Raw genomic sequence first — 17,157 nt, 5'->3', positions numbered from 1 at the left:
AAAAATATGAAAGCTCAAGAGCTCTCTCTAACGATGAGCCTTACACCTAGATCTATTCTTGTTTCCGTATTAGTGGAGTCGTTTCCCCTAAGTCTTGTAAGTAACAGTCGCGCGGTATGATTACCAATCTCCTGCCGGGGAGGCTCCACCGTCGTCATTGGTGGGAGAGTGCTGCCAGTGAAATCTTGGTTGCCAAAACCTACGATCGCTAGCCGCTCGGGTATTGACCAGCCTTGCCGCTGGCATTCAAGCATTGCACCAAGCGCGACCATATCATTAGAGCAGAACAAAGCTTGGGTTTCAGGGTGTTCATTGATCAGGATCCTCAGCAGCTTGCCTGCCTCTGCTGTATTACTTCGCCCGACAAGTTCGCGAAGCTCCACGGAACCGCCAGAAGCAACGACAGCGTCTCGAAAACCGAGATAGCGTTCATTTGCGCGAATGTCGCGATGAAAATTAGTGCTTAAAAAAGCCATGTTTTGGTAGCCGTTACGTATGAGGTGCTCTGCCACTAGACGGCCGCAGGTACGATGTGAAAAGCCCACGACCATGTCCAACCCTTCTTGGCCGTAGTCCCACATTTCAACGATTGAAATATCGCTTTTGGTGAGCAGCGAAACCGATTTTCGGCTATGCGAGAACCCCGTCAATACAAGTCCGGAGGGGTTCCAGCTTAGGATCGAGCGAATCAGTTCTTCTTCTCGTGAGGCGTCGAATTCCGTATTGCCTATCAACAGCTGATAACCTGCAGCGCGTAGGCTCTTTTCAAGCGTCTCAAGGGTTTCTGAAAAAAATGAGAAGGTGATCGTGGGAACGATCACCCCGATGATATTAGAGCGCGACGAAGCTAGGCCGCCAGCCATGGTATTGGGGAGGTAGCCTAACTTATCGATTGCCGACTGAATACGCTCGCCCCTGCGAGTAGAGACCTCGTCGGGGCGACGCAAGTAGAGAGATACAGTACTTGGTGAGACGTCCGCAAGCTGGGCGACCTCACTCATAGTGGCTCGTTGTGAAATTTGTCTGCGCTTTCTCACTATCCTCTCTTCCCGTTTTCTTTGTAAAACAGCTCATTGAATTCGTTTTGCCAGCCCTCGCATGGTACCTCACACCAAAGAGAACGTATCAATAGCAGTATTAACGCTGACCTGTGGTTGTCCAAAGTTGGCTAGCTGTTCGACTAAAGAATTGGTCGAATAGTATTGACTCTTCTCACTGTAGCGTTAGGATTTGAATCGTAGCGCTACGATTATAGCGAGTTAATAACAAATATTTAATCCTAGACTTTAAAATAGTTGATGCTCCAGAAAAAAATACAATTTCGTAGCGATACGAAAAGGAGAAAAAATGAAATCCATACGCCATTCTTTGACTCTGCTGATGTTCGTTGGAGCCTCTCAAACCGTTCAAGCCCAAACATTAGATATAATTGTTCCATTCGCCGCCGGCGGTGCCACCGACATCGTGGCACGTAGCTTCGAGCCAATATTTTCCCAGCAGCTGGGTGTGACCTCTGTCGTGCGCAACGTGGCAGGAGCCAGCGCTACGGTGGGAACTGCCGAAGTGGCTAATAGCGAAGGCAATCCCAATATCATCGGCTATGAGCCAGCCGGCGCGCTGTCGATTCAGCCGTCGATGAAAGTGCTGCCCTACGGGCCGGATGACTTCACTTACATCTGCCGCACCGTTTCCAACCCGATGTTCCTGATGGTTTCGCCATCGTCGGACGTCGAGTCTTTCGAACAGCTGGTCGAGGGTTCCCAGGAATATCCCTTCCTGTATGGTTCATCCGGTCCCGGCACGCTGCCGCACCTGGCCATGGCGGCACTGGTCGTCAATAGCGATCTGCAAGCGGAGCACGTGCCTTACAGTGGCTCCGGGCCGGCGATGAACGCGCTGGCGGGCAACGAAATTCAAGTCATTGCCGATACCGAGACCATTCTCGAGAGCTACGATCTGCGACCGCTAGCGGTATTCGCTGAACAGCGAGTTGAAGGGTATCCAGACGTGCCAACCATGGCCGAGCTTGGCCTGCCGGAGATGGACTTTGCTGTCTGGCAGGGCATCGTGGCGCCGAAGGGCATTTCCGATGAGCGAGCCCAACAGTATGCCGATGCTTGCAAGGCGACACTGGAGTCCGAGCACTTCATGACCTTTGCCGATCGGGCCAAGGCCGGCATCGCTTATCTCGGGCCAGACGAGTTCAAAGCTTTCGTGCAGCAACGCTTTGAGGCCAACAAACAGGTTCTCGAGGATGCCGGACTGGTTCAGTGATCTCGATAGCCGATCCATTTCAAGGAGCACTCTATGCCTGCAACGTTGTTTCAACCCCGTGTGCTGATCGCACTGGTGCTGCTGATAGCCGGCTGTGCGCTGTCGATCAGTGCTTGGCAGGGGCCGGCGGATGCCATGCTGATGCCGCGGATCGTGCTGGCGCTGTGGTGCACGGTGGCGCTATTCGTATTAATCGGGGAGGTCGTAAGCCAGCTGTCGGTAGAAACAATGACATTTTCGCCGTTGCTGCTATTGATGGCCGCCGTCCTGACGTCGGCCATCGCCACGGCATGGCTGGGTTTTGTGATTTCGGCGTTGCCTGTGGTCGCTTTGACGCTATGGCTGTTTCGCATCCGCCGGCCCTTACCGCTGGTATTGGGCACATTGGTGATCGCCGGTGGGTTGTGGTTTTTGTTCCACCACGTACTGCTGATCCGGCTTCCGGCCATGTTGACTAGCGGGGCAATTTGAGATGGATATGATTCTGGCGGCCATGGGCGATGCCTTTACCTGGCAAGCGCTGCTGGCCATTGTGATCGGCACCTGGGCGGGCATCATCATTGGTGGTTTGCCCGGTCTGGGCTCCGTGGTCGGGCTGACGATCTTTTTGCCGTTCACTTTCGGCATGGACGTCATCACCAGCATGGCGTTGCTGATCGGTGTCTACTGTGGCTCGGTCTACGGTGGGTCGATTACCGCGATCTTGATCAATACGCCGGGCACGCCACAGTCGGCGGCGACCACCTTCGATGGCTACCCGATGACCCAGCAGGGTCGCGTCGACGAGGCGCTGGGCTGGGCGACGTTCGCATCGTTCTTCGGCGGCGTGCTCTCCTGCGTGCTGTTGATCTTTTGCGCGCCGCAGCTGGCCAAATTCGCGGTCAACTTCGGCTCCATCGAGGTGTTCGCGCTGGTGTGTCTGGCCATGCTATGCATCGTCGGTGTTTCAAAGGGCAGCACGCTCAAGGGCCTGCTCTGCGGGATGATGGGTTTTTTCTTCTCCATGGTCGGCAGCGATCCGATTACCGGGGTCGACCGCTTCACCTTTGGCCAATACGCGCTCAGCTCCGGGCTAACGCTGATTCCCGTGGTGGTCGGTGTCTTTGCGCTGTCGGAAGTGTTCATACGCTTTGCCGATCGCGACGACGAAGCCGCCCAAATACCCGAAGCCAAACTGCGATTCCCCACGCTGCCTCAAATCGTACACCGCCTGGTCGAGCTGTTGCGTGGCTCGTTCATTGGCAGCTTCATCGGTGCCTTACCTGGGACTGGCGCCGCCGCTGCGGCCTTCATCAGCTATGCCGCCGCTCAAAAGCTCTCTCCACGTCGGGCCAATCTGGGCAAGGGGGAGCCGGATGGCATCATTGCCTCGGAGTCTTCCAATAACGCGGTGACCGGCAGTTCGTTCATTCCCACGCTGGCGCTTGGCATTCCTGGCGATGTGGTCACGGCGATGATGATGGGTGCGATGGTGATCCACGGCATCACGCCAGGCGTGCGGTTAATGACCGATCAGGCACAGACCGTTTACGCGCTGTTTGTGGTGCTGATCCTGGTCAACGTGGCCATGCTGATTCTGAGCAAACCTTCGGTTGGTCTGTTCCGCTATCTGTTCAAGCTGCCGGCGGGTTACATCATGGGCGGCATCGTGATGTTCAGCTTCATTGGTGCCGTCTCGGTGCGCGGCAATCCGCTGGATCTGATCGTCATGGCAGTGACCGGCATTCTCGCCTACGCCCTACGTCGCGGCGGCTATCCGCTGGCCCCGCTGGTAATCGGCATGGTGCTGGGGCCGCAGCTCGAAAGTTCTCTGCGCCGGGGTCTGCTGATTTCGCGCGGTGACTTCTTCGCCTTTTTCACGCATAGCACCATCGCCACCGGACTATTCGTGCTGATCGCGCTGTTCGTGATTTGGACGCTGTGGTCTGCTTTTGCCGAATGGCGTGGAAAAGAGCGACGTGGCAAAGCTTGAGGATGCTCCCAGACGCTAGAGCTGCTAACCGGGCAGGGTGCCCAAGCAGCCTTAACGACAACACCATGCGAGTTTTCAAGCCGCAAAAGGGAAAGCCATGCTCATACAGCTCTCATTTTTCTTCTTAACCGCACCGCTCGCTGCAAGCGTGCAACGGTTCCGGTTGTCCGTTAGTAAAGTCGGTGCCTGAACCCCGACTCCCCGTTGGAGCGATTCATCATGATTATTACCGACATCAAGACCCATGTGCTGGCCGCGCCGTTGGAGCAGCCGTTCTCATTCTCCCAGGGGTGGGTGCATCAACGCACCGCCATGCTGGTGGAAATTCACACCGAAGATGGCCTGGTGGGCTGGGGAGAGTGCGTCAATCACGGTCTTCAGCCGCCGCAGGTTGCCCAGGCGATGGTTGAGCATGCGCTCAAACCGCTGGTGATCGGGCGCTCGGTCTTCGACCGTGAAGTATTGTGGGAGACGATGTACAACCAGACCCGGCCCTTCGGGCAGAAGGGCGCGGCATTGTTCGGTATTGCGGCGATCGATATCGCGCTTTGGGATTTGACCGGCAAGGCGCTGAACCAGCCCATTCATCGCCTGATGGGCGGTGCATTTCGCAAGGAGATTCGCCCCTACGCGACGGGGTTCTATCGCCGTGAGGGCGGAAAATATCCCGAGGAAGTGGTCGAAGAGGCGCTGCGCCATCAGGCCAACGGTTATCGGGCGATGAAGCTCAAAACCGGTTTCGGCATTGATGCGGATATCCGCGATATGCGCGCGGTGCGTGAAGCGGTAGGCGATGACGTGGCGCTGATGATGGATGCCAACTGCGCCTATAGCGTGCCAGCGGCGAGGCGCATTCTGATGGAACTGGAAGAGACTCGCGTGCATCTGTTCGAGGAGCCGCTGAGCCCGGAAAACCGTCATGGCTATCGTGAGCTCAAGGGGATTTCTCGCACCTGGATTGCCGCCGGTGAAAACGAGTATTCCAAGATCGGCTATCGCGACTTGATCAGCGAGGGGCTGCTGGACGTAATCCAGCCGGATCTCGGCGCTGCCGGCGGGCTCACCGAGTGCCAGAAAATCGCCGCCATGGCGCAGGCCTGGCATGTACCGTTGGTTCCCCATGTATGGGGATCAGGCGTTGGCCTTGCCGCTGCGGTTCAGTTTATCGCCAGCCTGCCGCCGCAGCCGCTCTCGCTGACCCCGGACGAGCCAATGCTCGAATATGACCAATCGGCGCATCCGTTCCGTCAGGAACTGATCGGCGGCGAGTTCCAGCTCAATGCCAACGGCTGTGTCGACGTGCTCGACAAGCCTGGCCTGGGTATTGAAATTGATCGGGCGATAATCGATCGCTACAGAATCCAATAATCTGCGCTCACAGGAGAATGTCATGAGTCAGAACTCCAAGATCTTGCTGCTGGGTGTCGACGGACTGATCCCCGAGCTCGTCGAGCGTTTCTGCGCCGAGGGCGTGCTGCCGAACATCCAGCGTCTGCGCGAAACAGGCGGTAGCACTCGCCTGCTGCCGTACATCTCGACCTGGGGTGATACCAACTTCGTCAGCTTTCTGACCGGCCAGGCGCCGGGCACCAGTTGGGTTGGCCAGCGCCAATCGCCCAGTGGTACCCGGCATCTGCTGGAGCTTATGCAGGAGGCCGGGCAACGTGCCGCGCTGGTTCATTTTCCCGAGAGCCTCAAGCCGGCTGGCGCGGATGATCTCTGCTTCGCGCCGTTCTGGAGCGGCAGCGGCCCGGCACCCATGGAGCTCGTGCCAGGTTGCCTTCACAGCACTCATCTCGATCAGTGGCAAACCACACCCCAGAGCGAAGCGCTGGGGTGGCCACCGACCGGCACGCTGGCGCATCATCAGAAGCATAATCGTTTTGGCATCGAACGCCGAGGCGATGGATATCTGGCCTCCATCCCTGTGCATAAAGGCGAGCCGATTCCTGTTGAGCTGAGCCCGAAAGGTGATCGCGTGGACCTAACGTTGGGCACGGGAGAGTCGGGCCTGAGCGAAGCCAATCTGGGAGTTGAGGAATGGAGCGACTGGATGGCGGTAAACATCGATGGCAAGGCCGCACAGGTACGCTTCAAGTTACTCGCTTTTGATCCGACGAACGGCAAGCTGGATCTGCTCCAGTCACAGGTGACCGCACCAGCCGCGGAGAGTGGGCAGCCCGAGATCGCCCAGCGATTAATCGAACGTCATGGCCCCTTTATTTCCAAATGGACGGTCTCCGCCGACCCCGATAGCCACTATTTCGAGACCAGTTTCGAGGAAGGGCGCTATCAGCTCGAATGGCTGGTCGACAGCGCCCTGACGCTACTCAACAACGAAGGCTTTCAGCTATTCGCCACGGTCTTTCGTCTCAACGATGAAACCCATCACACCTGTCTAGCGCAGTGCGATCCCGAATCGAAGTTTTATCAGCAGGATGATCACTCCCGCTATCTGGACGTCATCCGTGAGTCCTATCGAATTCTCGATGATGCTGTGGGCCGGGCGTTGGCGGGGCGGGATGAAGACACCGTCGTCGTATTGGCCTCCGACCATGGGGATGTACCCAACAGTCATCTGTGTGATATTCACAGGCGATTGGCCGAGTTCGGCCTGTGCGCAAGCGACGATCAGGGCCGACCCAACTCGGCGCGCAGCCAAGCGTTTCTCAAGGATGAGCGTGGCGGTCTGGAGATTTTCGTCAATCGTGATCTCGTTGCCGGTGATGAAATTCCCCGTGTACAGACGCAAATTCTCAAGGCGTTGACCACCTGGTATGTTGACACCGACACGGGCGAGCGCAACGTGGTAGCGCTGGCGGTCAAGAAACAGGACGCCAGCGTGCTGGGCTACTGGGGCGACAACATGGGTGACGTACTGTTCGCCTACGCGCCGGGTTTTGTCTGGGGCACCAATCAACGCGGTGACACCGTCGCTGAACTCTCGACACCCGGTGCCAACCACGGCCCCCAGGTACCCACGGCAAGTACCGCGTTCGCCTCCAACCATGGCCTGGCAATTTTCCATGGCGCCGGCGTTCGCTCGGGGGTCGAGCTTGCGTTCAATACCACCCGAGGTATCCAGCGTATGGATAGTGCGGGAGCTACCTTCGCCCATCTGCTGAGGCTTTCCACCGACTCGCTGGATGGAAAGCCGCTAGAGGCGTTATTAAGCGTAAGCGAAGATATTAGATACGGCACGACTGAGCTTACCTAAACGTGCGATGCAGAAGAACTCTGAGAGAGTAGTTAATGCCATGTTTTTACGATGATCATAAGGTGCTGTTTTAAAAAGCTGAATGGCCTTGGCTATCTAGGCAGCACATGGATGAAATACCCAAACGGAGAAGTATTGTCTCTCACGTAGAGAATATCCGTAGCTAGCGATTAACAGCAGTGTGAATAAAGTCCAAAAAACGGTGATCGTTGGCGTGGGCAATATTAATGCGCATGGAATTGGCATCGGTACTGTCTGGGCGTAGTGAGAAAATGGCGCCAGGTGCAATAAAGATACCTTTCTCTGACGCTTTTTTAGCCAACTCCGTTGTATTGATATGTGTTGGCAGTTTGGCCCATAAATAGTAACCCCCGCCTGGGCCACTCACATCGTCGACCCCTATTTGCTGTAAAGCACGCAAAGCAGTCGCGCTGGCTTTGGCAACCCGCTCGCGAAGTTGTGCAAGGTGGCGTCGATAGCGACCTCTGATTAGCAGATCATGTATAACCATTTCATTGAACGTCGAGGTGTTCACAACAGTGAGCATCTTAATATCGACTAATGCTCTAACGATTGAGCGACTGCCTGCCACGTAGCCACAGCGTAAGCCTGTGGAAAGCGTTTTAGAAAATGTACCTACATAAATAACTCTTTCTAACCCATCAAGAGCCGCGAGGTGAGCGCTACCTTTGGGAAGAATGTCTGCGAATACATCATCTTCCACTAGCGTTACACCATAGTGATCAGCGAGCTTCAATAACCGATGCATGTTGTTGAGTGACATAGTACTGCCAGTGGGGTTATGCGCGTTGGGCTGCAAGAAAAAAAGCCGTGGCCTATAGTGTTTTACCTTTCTCTCAAACTCCTCTAAATCAGGTCCATGCGCTGTACGTGGGACGCCAACAAGTTTTGCTTTAGCTAGGCGAAGTTTCCCAAAAAGTGGGTAATAGCCGGGCGTTTCAACCAGAACGCTTTCGCCAGCAGCCACGAAGTGACGAATAATGAGATCGAAGGCGTGGTTAGCACCAAAGGTCATCATGACCTGATCGTGAGAGGCGTGAATCGAACGTCCAGCCATTGCCATAGCTAAGGTCTCACGCAAAGGGGAATAGCCTTGAGGTACACCGTATTCAATATCGTTAATGCCATTGAGACCGGCGTTGCGCCTGATCAGGCGCGTTAGTTCCGTACCTCCCATCCAGCTAGCTGGAGCCCTGCCATCACCCGCGCGCACCTCAAAGTTGCCCACTAACTGTTCGCGTAGTAGTGACACGCTGTCGACCGCTTCTGAGAGGTCGGCCGTTGTCTCTTCCATTGCAGACGGTAGCGGGCGTGATACGAAAAAGCCCGCGCCTTGGCGTGCATACAGATGGCCGAGCGCGACTAACTGGTCGTAAGCATCAATGACGGTGTTTTTCGAGACGCCAAACTGTTGGGCAGCTTCTCTAATGGAGGCCACTCGCGTACCCGGTGAGAGACGGCCATCATCGATGGCTTTTAGCAGGGCGGTGGCTACCTGGCGAGATTTGGACATCGATGGCACTCAAAGAAGGCTGAACTGTGAATGAAGGTTAAACTGTATCTATTGTTTGATGGGTACAGTACTTCATACAATTCGTATAAGTGTACCTTACTCAGCGGCCTATATTTACACAAGCTATAGGCCGCCAACCTGGGCATAAAAAAACCAATAATGATGTCTTTGGAGTACCTGCATGCCTCATAAAGAAACCTCTTACTTAACCGTTTGGGATGATACGGTGACGGGAAAAGACCTGATCATTGCATTAGCTATTTCTACCCCGCTGACACTAGGCGGTTTTATTTATACGCCGTGGCCAGCGCCGATGCCCCTAATCGTTGGCTTATGTGGAGCTCTCTTAGGCTTTGCTATTAACGCCATTGTTTTACGCCCTAAGCGCCGTCTCGATATTGAAAAGGAGGCGTGAAAATGGATGTCATATTGCTTCTGCAGATGTTACTTGCCGCTTTGATCGGTGTAGTGGTCTATACCGCCATTGGTGTTGCACCGGGCACCGATGAAACGGCGGTGCTTGCCCCCGTGACGCTGGCACTAGTGGTTGCGGGAATTCCTCTTCCTGTCGTGCTGGCTTTTTTTATGGCCGCTATTGTGGCAAAGAAGCTGACGGATTCGATACCCGTTTCGGTGGCAGGGATACCGGGTGGCGTAATGTCAGCGCCGATGGTCGAGCACGCAATGATCCTCAAGCGGGAAGGTCACGCTACGTTAGCAATTCGCAAAATGGCATCGGGCTCGGTCATTGGAACCCTTGTCGCCATCCCCGTGAGTTTGTTGTTGGCATTTTTGCTGACGCCTTTGGCGGATGTATTGAGTCAGTACGCCAGCCAGATCTTTTTTGTCGGCGCCGTATTTTTAGCGCTAATGAGCCGTGAAAAAGTGATCAGCCTCATCAGCATTGTCATATTGGCTGCACTGATCCAAGCGCTACGCCACTTTTATTGGGGCATGGGGGTTATTCCTGAAGGCCAAGTAGTTTTCATCTCGTTCTTTTTAGGCATCACTATTGGCCCGATGATCTTTAATCTGGCGCAGCTGACTGTGCGTGAAGAGCGCCGCAAAATGACGGTTCATGAGCCTAAAACAATAAAAATCTATGCCACTGATAACAGCAACGACACTGGTCGCTTTCCCAATCCTTTTCGAATTTTGACTCGGCAAGAAGCAGTTTCAGCGACAGCTAGTTCGGTGCTGGGGTCGGTCACTTTCTTTATGAGCCCCGTCGGTATAACGATTTTTCTGGGTGAGGTTATGTCGAGTTGGGTCAAGGGAACGGTAGAAAAAGCCAGCCGTGCGCTTTCCTCAATGGATGCGGTCACTAATGCCGCTTATATCGCGGGTATTTTAATACCCCTCGCCGCGCTCGGCATTCCCATGAGTCCAATGGCAATTGGTCCTGGCAATGCATTCTTTAATGCACCGCCAGTGCTGACGTTAGAACAGAATGCTCACCATTTGATGAGTTTTAGTGAAATCGCGGTGGCCAGTATTTTGGGGGCCAGTGTAGCGCTGCTGATTACTTATCCCATTGCCGTGCGCTATGCCCGACATATATGCGTATTTGTTTTCCAGCGGATTCCTCACGAGGCTTTTCTCGCGATGTTCTTCTCGCTCGTTATGCTTCTGGCATTTATGGACGCAGGCGTTATGGGGATTTTAGGTGTAGGGGTATTAGCGCTTGTTGCCGGTCTTTTGAACCGCTGGGGTGTGAACTATGGCGTACAATTTATGACGCTGTACGCTGCTCCTTGGCTCATGGGCTGGTTGGCCTGACCGCTCAAATGGACATATCTCACCACCGCGATACTTTATCCAAGTTTAGGTAACGGTTATGACGACGAGCACATCGAGAATTCCAGGGTTTTATCAACTTTCACCCCGAGAGCGGCTGCGTATCGTTGCCGATATGAGTGGCCTTGATGCTGCCGGCGAGGCGCATTTAGCGGACACCGGGAACCTGCCAGCAGAAACAGCCGATAGTATGATTGAGAATGTCATCGGCACCTTAAATATACCTATTGGTGTTGCAACTAACTTGATCATTGATGGGGAAGAGCCGCTGGTTCCTATGGCGACGGAAGAGTCATCTGTCGTTGCCGCGGTTTGTAATGCAGCGAGGCAGTGTCGTGATTCAGGTGGTTTTTATACGGATACGTCGTCCCCCATTATGATTGCTCAGGTGCAACTTATTGGAGTAGCTAATCCAGAATTTGCTAGGTTACGTTTGCTGGATGCCCGCGATGAAATTAAGCGGATTTGTGACGCGACGGACCCCGTACTTTTAGAGCATGGTGGTGGCTTTCGCGATTTAGAAGTTCGTGTACTTGATGGCATGGTGATTGTCCACCTGTTGGTGGACGTGCGTGACGCGATGGGGGCTAATGCAGTCAACTCCATGGCTGAAGCTGTCGCTCCTTCTTTGGCAGAGTGGTCGGGAGGAGAGAGCCGACTGCGTATCCTATCGAATTTAGCTGATCGCCGTTTAGCAAGAGTCAGGGCGACCTGGCATATTGACCACATAGGCGGAGCATCGGTACGTGATGGAATTCTGGCGGCCTATCGTTTCGCTGATTTGGACCCTTATCGAGCGGCTACTCATAATAAGGGAGTGATGAACGGGGTGAGTGCTGTGGTGTTGGCGACGGGTAATGATACGCGTGCAGTTGAAGCGGGTGCTCATGCCTATGCCGCTCGGACTGGGCGGTATCGCTCCCTTACCCACTGGGAGAAAGATCGTGATGGCAACCTGACGGGCACCCTTGAAATGCCGATGCCCGTGGGTTTGGTGGGTGGTGCCACACGGGCGCACCCTACCGCTCGTCGATGCCTCGATATTTTAGGCGTTAAGAGCGCTGATCGATTAGCACGCATCATCGTATCCGTCGGGTTAGCGCAGAACTTTGCAGCGTTAAAAGCGTTAGCCACGACCGGTATTCAAAAAGGACATATGGCGCTGCATGCTAAAAATATCGCGTTAATGGCGGGAGCTGAAGGTGAAGAGATTGCACGAGTGGCTGAGGCATTGGTGAGGGGAGGGAGCGTACGTGTTGATTTAGCGCAGGAAGCATTAGTACAGCTACGCAAAAAGAAGAAATAGCGGGATTAATCCATTTAATGCAACCCGAAAGCAGCTTACTTCGAGCAAGAAGATGGTTCCGGCCGGGTTGCCAGCCACACCGCCACTATTATTAGTAGCACGATAATGGCCAAGCTCCGCCAGCCAGGGCCAAGAGTCCAGACGGTGATTAGCCCGCTCAATGCAATCATGCTAACGGCTGCCAGCTTTGCGCGCCGTGGAATGGCGCGCTCTTGTTCCCAGGTAACCAGTAGCGGGCCAACATAGTGCCTTGATCGAATCCATGCCTCAAAACGTGGCGAGCCTTTAGAGGCGCAGTAAACGGCGATCAGCATGAACACGGTGGTGGGAAGTAAGGGCAAAAAAATGCCCAGTACACCGATGCTAAAACTCAGCGCTGCGATCGCTACCCACAGTCCGCGTACTAGCATTGAGGCTTTTCTTTGGAAGCGCTTTGGCGTCACCTCAGGCTCCTTCGTTTATAACCTTTTTTCATGGCGCGAAATATCCCGCGATCTGGTCAATATCATCATTATCCAGAACGCCAGCCTGCCAGCGTAGTGTTAACCAAGCCAACAGGTAATCATAGCGAGCGCGGGATAGATCGCGCAGTGCCTCGAAACGTCCACGTTCGGCGTTTAGCACATCCAGATTGGTTCGCTCACCGCCGAGAATGCTTTTACGCGTAGCTTCCAGGCGTGCCGTCGCAGCGGTAACAGTATGTTGATAGGCCTCAATGCGTTGTTGGCTGCTACGGGTTAGACGGTATTGGCGTTCAACATCATTGCGTAGCGCTACTGTTGCGGCATCTAGCTCGTGACGCGTCTGTTCATAGGTATTATCTGCCTGGCGGCTAGCAGCGACAACCCGGCCGCCTGAATAGAGCGATAGATTAACCTCAACGCCAATGCTGTCGGTGTCGTAACGTTGCCCAATCATATTTTCTGAATTGGAGTCGGATATCTGGCTTCGCGCGTACAAGCGCACACTCGGCAGATGTCCGGCACGCTGCTGATGCAATTGGTGTCGTGCTGCTTCCAATAGACTGCGCTGTGCGGCTAGTTCAGGATTATGGGCGAGCGTAAGTTCGTGCCAGTGTTCCAGAGATAACACTGGGTTTTCCTGGGTGGTTTGCACATTATGGGCTAGCTGACCGGCCTGCAGTGGGGCGAGTGAAGCAGGTGGTGCTACTGTGCCGGTCAGAGCGTGCAGTTCATTGCGGGCGTCATTCAAGCGATCTTCGGCTTCGATCAGTTGAGCTTCCACCAAGCGTGACTGAGCGGCAATCTCCAATTGGTCAGTACGGGTGCCTTCACCGTAATCGATAAAGCGCTGGCTGCGTTCATTTTCTTCTTGTAGGGCACGTAGGTGGGCTTTAGCCAGCTCGATATCGTCATTTGCGTAAAGCACCCCGGTGTAAGTCTGTAGGACTTGAACAGCAAGTGCTTGACGGGCGCGTTCAAGTGTTAGTACAGCAGCTTCGGCCTGTGCCTTGCCTGCTTGATAGCGGGCGAAAGCTGCAGCATCCAGCAAGGATTGCGTCAGCGTGAAGGCAGACGAGTAGCTGGAGTAATTCATATCGCTTGTGGTTGTGCCTCGCTGTGTTTCCTGCAGCACTTCCGACCAGTTTTCGCCCCGTGAGTAGCGATAGCTAAGTGTGGGTAATAAAGCCGAGCGCCCCAGGGCTCGCTCCTGTTGCCCAGCTGCACTTTCACTCTGTGCGGCCAGCCAACCTGGGTTGTGCTGTTTGGCGAGTTCATAGGTCTCACGAAAATCTAGCGCGTGCGCGCTGAAAGGCCAGCAGATGTAGGTTATCAACAGCCAAGTATGATATCGAAGTAATGCCGTTCGGATCATGCATCCCCCCAGGCTGTGCGTGCACGGTCCAGCAGCGGCTTGAACATATAGTTGAGCAGCGTGCGCTCGCCAGTGCGTACAAATGCCTCGACTGGCATACCCGCCTTGAGCGGTTGATTACCCAGTGGAGTGAGTTCATCTGCCGCTATCTCTACATACAGTCGGTAATAAGGCAGCCCCGTCTGTTCATTGATTAGCCTGTCAGCAGAAACGTGGCTAACAGTCCCGGGTATGCGTGGTGTGCTACTACGCTCGAACGCGGTAAACGCAAGCTCTACCGGGAGGCCTGGGTGAACTTGATCAATCTGTTCAACGGGTAGTTGTCCCTCGACTAAGAGGGGTTCACTGCGGGGTACAATTTCCATCAGTAGGGCACCGGGTTGAACGACACCGCCTTCGGTATGCTGCGTCAGTCCCACCACTGTGCCCGAGCGGGGAGCACGTATCTGGGCGTCGGCCAGATCGAATTCAATGCTGGTGAGTTGAGCAGCCAGCTGCTGGGTACGTAAGCGTGCTTGGGCCAGTAGATCCTGCACGTCACGCAGAGACTCTTCATTGCGCTGGGCGTGCCGTAACTGCAATTCATCGACTTGTCGTCGAGTTTGCTGCAGAGTGCCGGTGGCCGAAGCAATATCGCCTTGCAGCTGAGCGTAGCTACTTTCAATCTCTAGCAGCCGGTTACGAGGAATGTAGCCGTCGGTCGACAATTCGCGCAGGTTATTGCGCTGTTCTCTCAGGACTGACAGCTGAATATGCTGCTGAGCCAGCGAGGATACAAGGCCCGACGCCCTTGCTCGCTGTCCATCCAGGTTAGCGTTGATACCTGAGAGTTCGGCTGACAACGCATTACGCCGGCTGGCGAACAGTTGGCGCTGTAAGGTCAGTAGCGTTTCGATGGCGATATCTCCGCTGTTAGCGAGCTCTGCCGGGGTGATAAAGGTATCAAGGTGATCACGTTCCGCTTCCAGGCGTGCAGTTTCAGCCAATGATGAAGCCCGCTGCAGTCGCAACGCGCTTGTCTCGTTTTGCAGCCGTGCTGTATCGAGGCTGATCAGCGGCTGACCTTCTTCCACTTGTTCTCCCTCACGTACCCAAAGCCGCTCAACAATACCGCCGGTTGGATGCTCGACCGCCTGTCGATTGCCGGAGACGACCACTGTCGCCGGTACCGCGATACCATTATCCAGCGGTGCCCAGGCTGCCCAAGCCACAAACAGTGCTAAGCCTCCCAGCAGTAGCCAACTCCCTATGCGTAGTGGTCGTCGCTTACGGTGCATGGCGAGTGCTTGCCAGTCCGGTGTGGCTGTGGAGGTATGCAGTTTTGCAGCAGGCGGCGCCTGCGAGATATCGCGAAGGGTCATGCGCGCTGCTCCTGACGATTGATGGAAACATTACCGTAGGTATAAGCGCCTTGCGCATACGGGGTGGCCATCGCGCCATTGGCAGGTGCCGCCGCTTGGCGGGCAGCGCTCAGGGCTTGCAAGATCTCTTCAGTGGGGCCGAGCTTCTGCAGGCGGCCTTCACGTAGTACTAGCAAGTGAGAGGTAGCTTTGAGTACCTGAGGGCGGTGGGTGATCAGCACCACCGTAACGTGGTGTTCGCGCAATCGCTGCAACGCTTCCAATAGTGCTTTTTCTCCGGCGTCATCAAGACTTGCATTGGGTTCGTCCAAGACGACGAGCGCAGGGGGGCCGTAGAGCGCTCTGGCCAAGGCAATACGCTGGCGCTGCCCGCCCGAAAGGCCGATTCCGCTATCTCCCAAGTAGGTGTCGTAGCCATTGGGGAGGGCCAGAATCAGTTCGTGTACGCCCGCGGTTTTGGCGGCCTCGACGACTGTATTGGGCTCTGGTTCGCTGAAACGGGCGATATTCTCTGCCACGCTACCGGCGAAAAGTTCGACATCCTGAGGCAGGTAGCCGATATGTGGCCCCAGCAACGCTTTGTTCCAACGTTGGATATCGGCACCATCTAGCCGGACAGTACCGATCTTCGGCTTCCAAACGCCCACCAGTAGTTTAGCCAGAGTAGATTTGCCTGATCCCGAAGGCCCGATAACACCGAGCACACTGCCTGCTTCCAATTGGAAGCCCACCTGAACCAGCGTGGGTGTTTTTCCGCCGGGCGGCATGGCGCTCACCGACTGCACATCAAGCTTGCCCAGCGGGGCAGGTAGGTCCATGCCTGATTGGCGGGCCGGGTGTGCTGCTAGCAGGTTACCCAAACGCTGGTAAGCCAGCCGTGTCGATGACCACTGCCGCCAGGCATTGATGACCTGATCAATGGGGCTGAGCGCACGGCCCATCAGGATAGAACCCGCGATCATCGTGCCAGGGCTGATCTGCCCGCCAATCGCTAGCCAGGCGCCCAACCCCAACACCAGTGACTGCAACGCGACGCGTAAACTTTTAGAAATAGCGGTGACCAGGGCGGTACGCTCGCTGGCCAGCCCTTGCAGCGCAACAAAGCCATCGTGAAAATGCGACCAACGGCGGGTAAAGGCCGACAGCATACCCATCGACTCGATGGCATCGGCATGGCGCAATTGTGCTTCCGCCATGGCATTAGCTTGTACAGAAAGCGCACCCGCTTCACGCAGCGGCGGCTGGGAAAGCCGTTCATTCAGCCACGCTAAGCCCACCAGCAGCACGGCGCCCCCCAGGGCCAGGCAACCTATCCAGGGGTGGAACATAAACATCACCAGCAAATACAACGGGAACCAGGGAGCATCGAAGAACGCGAATACCGCACTGCCGGTGATAAATTGGCGCAGCGAGTCAAGGTCACGTGTAGCTTGCCCCGCCTGGGCAGCCTGGCCGCTTAGCCCGCGTTCGAAGGCCGCAGCGTAAACCCGCTCCCCCAACTGTTCATCGAAGCGTTCGCCAATATGGATGACTGCCAGACTGCGTATGTACTCCAAGGCGCCCATTAACGCCAGCAGCCCCAGTGCCATGCCGGTTAGCATCACTAGCGTGGTGGTATTGCCGGAAGCCAGTACGCGATCATAGACCTGCAGCATATACAGCGGCGGCACTAGCATCAGTAGATTGATAACCGCACTGAACAGCCCTACCGAGCGCAGTGTGCCGCGATAGCGGCCGAGTGCTCGGTAGAGTTCGTTTCCGGGCTGGCGTTGGGAGGGGGTCATTGGCTATGTCCCTGAAAATAGACGTAACAAATCAACGAATCGCCATAGCAGTTCGTCTCGAATTCGTTCTCTCATT

General features: G+C 55.2%; 14 protein-coding genes and 1 pseudogene. 9 read left to right on the top strand and 6 right to left on the bottom strand.

The window, feature by feature from the left end; genetic code table 11:
* Window positions 1-14: 14 nt before the first annotated feature.
* Window positions 15-1,001, bottom strand: coding sequence for a LacI family DNA-binding transcriptional regulator (locus ACT3TR_RS06780; RefSeq protein ID WP_192535759.1), 987 nt, complete (start codon window positions 999-1,001; stop codon window positions 15-17).
* 346 nt (window positions 1,002-1,347) lie between these two features.
* Here ACT3TR_RS06780 and ACT3TR_RS06775 point away from each other — a divergent pair, with 346 nt between their 5' ends.
* The 6 genes and pseudogenes from ACT3TR_RS06775 to ACT3TR_RS06750 all read left to right on the top strand — a co-directional run bounded on the left by ACT3TR_RS06775 (window position 1,348) and on the right by ACT3TR_RS06750 (window position 7,463).
* Window positions 1,348-2,274, top strand: coding sequence for a Bug family tripartite tricarboxylate transporter substrate binding protein (locus ACT3TR_RS06775; protein ID WP_192535758.1), 927 nt, complete (start codon window positions 1,348-1,350; stop codon window positions 2,272-2,274).
* A 33-nt stretch (window positions 2,275-2,307) separates the two neighbouring features.
* A complete protein-coding gene (locus tag ACT3TR_RS06770; protein WP_444624903.1) occupies window positions 2,308-2,745 on the top strand; it encodes a tripartite tricarboxylate transporter TctB family protein in 438 nt (145 codons plus the stop codon).
* A gap of 1 nt (window position 2,746) precedes the next feature.
* Window positions 2,747-4,246: a tripartite tricarboxylate transporter permease gene (locus ACT3TR_RS06765; RefSeq protein ID WP_192535756.1), complete on the top strand. Its 1,500-nt coding sequence runs from the start codon at window positions 2,747-2,749 to the stop codon at window positions 4,244-4,246.
* Window positions 4,247-4,465: 219 nt separating this feature from the next.
* Window positions 4,466-5,614 (top strand): mandelate racemase/muconate lactonizing enzyme family protein, encoded by a 1,149-nt coding sequence (locus ACT3TR_RS06760; protein ID WP_192535755.1) that lies wholly within the window; start codon window positions 4,466-4,468, stop codon window positions 5,612-5,614.
* A gap of 22 nt (window positions 5,615-5,636) precedes the next feature.
* Window positions 5,637-5,777, top strand: a pseudogene (locus ACT3TR_RS06755) (hypothetical protein); the annotation flags it as partial.
* A gap of 237 nt (window positions 5,778-6,014) precedes the next feature.
* Window positions 6,015-7,463 (top strand): alkaline phosphatase family protein, encoded by a 1,449-nt coding sequence (locus ACT3TR_RS06750; RefSeq protein WP_444625062.1) that lies wholly within the window; start codon window positions 6,015-6,017, stop codon window positions 7,461-7,463.
* Between the two features lie 163 nt (window positions 7,464-7,626).
* On the opposite strand, the gene ACT3TR_RS06745 is transcribed toward ACT3TR_RS06750, so the two are convergent.
* On the bottom strand, window positions 7,627-8,997 hold the full coding sequence (locus tag ACT3TR_RS06745) for an aminotransferase-like domain-containing protein (protein ID WP_444624904.1): 1,371 nt from the start codon (window positions 8,995-8,997) through the stop codon (window positions 7,627-7,629).
* Between the two features lie 181 nt (window positions 8,998-9,178).
* Here ACT3TR_RS06745 and ACT3TR_RS06740 point away from each other — a divergent pair, with 181 nt between their 5' ends.
* From ACT3TR_RS06740 to ACT3TR_RS06730, 3 genes are read left to right on the top strand one after another with little or no spacing between them, the layout of a single operon-like run.
* Window positions 9,179-9,412 (top strand): hypothetical protein, encoded by a 234-nt coding sequence (locus ACT3TR_RS06740; RefSeq protein WP_192535752.1) that lies wholly within the window; start codon window positions 9,179-9,181, stop codon window positions 9,410-9,412.
* 2 nt (window positions 9,413-9,414) lie between these two features.
* Window positions 9,415-10,776, top strand: coding sequence for a tripartite tricarboxylate transporter permease (locus ACT3TR_RS06735; RefSeq protein WP_444624905.1), 1,362 nt, complete (start codon window positions 9,415-9,417; stop codon window positions 10,774-10,776).
* 58 nt (window positions 10,777-10,834) lie between these two features.
* Entirely contained in the window at window positions 10,835-12,100 is a 1,266-nt protein-coding gene (locus ACT3TR_RS06730) for a hydroxymethylglutaryl-CoA reductase, degradative (RefSeq protein ID WP_444624906.1), read from the top strand.
* Window positions 12,101-12,135: 35 nt separating this feature from the next.
* On the opposite strand, the gene ACT3TR_RS06725 is transcribed toward ACT3TR_RS06730, so the two are convergent.
* Genes ACT3TR_RS06725 through ACT3TR_RS06710 form a run of 4 tightly spaced genes read right to left on the bottom strand, consistent with a single transcriptional unit; the run spans window position 12,136 to window position 17,081 of the window.
* On the bottom strand, window positions 12,136-12,543 hold the full coding sequence (locus ACT3TR_RS06725; RefSeq protein WP_318781454.1) for a YbaN family protein: 408 nt from the start codon (window positions 12,541-12,543) through the stop codon (window positions 12,136-12,138).
* A gap of 28 nt (window positions 12,544-12,571) precedes the next feature.
* Window positions 12,572-13,936, bottom strand: a complete 1,365-nt coding sequence (locus ACT3TR_RS06720) for a TolC family outer membrane protein (protein ID WP_444624907.1) — start codon at window positions 13,934-13,936, stop codon at window positions 12,572-12,574.
* Complete coding sequence (locus ACT3TR_RS06715) at window positions 13,933-15,297, bottom strand: HlyD family type I secretion periplasmic adaptor subunit (RefSeq protein ID WP_441685684.1); 1,365 nt, start codon at window positions 15,295-15,297, stop codon at window positions 13,933-13,935. The genes ACT3TR_RS06720 and ACT3TR_RS06715 overlap by 4 nt, the downstream gene beginning before the upstream one ends.
* Window positions 15,294-17,081, bottom strand: a complete 1,788-nt coding sequence (locus tag ACT3TR_RS06710; RefSeq protein ID WP_444624908.1) for a type I secretion system permease/ATPase — start codon at window positions 17,079-17,081, stop codon at window positions 15,294-15,296. Before ACT3TR_RS06710 ends, ACT3TR_RS06715 begins: the two co-directional genes overlap by 4 nt.
* Window positions 17,082-17,157 lie beyond the last annotated feature (76 nt).

The organism is Halomonas sp. AOP12-B1-6 (genome assembly GCF_052379225.1).
Classification (GTDB): Bacteria; Pseudomonadota; Gammaproteobacteria; order Pseudomonadales; family Halomonadaceae; genus Vreelandella; species Vreelandella casei.
This window is presented reverse-complemented; position numbering and strand designations above follow the sequence as displayed.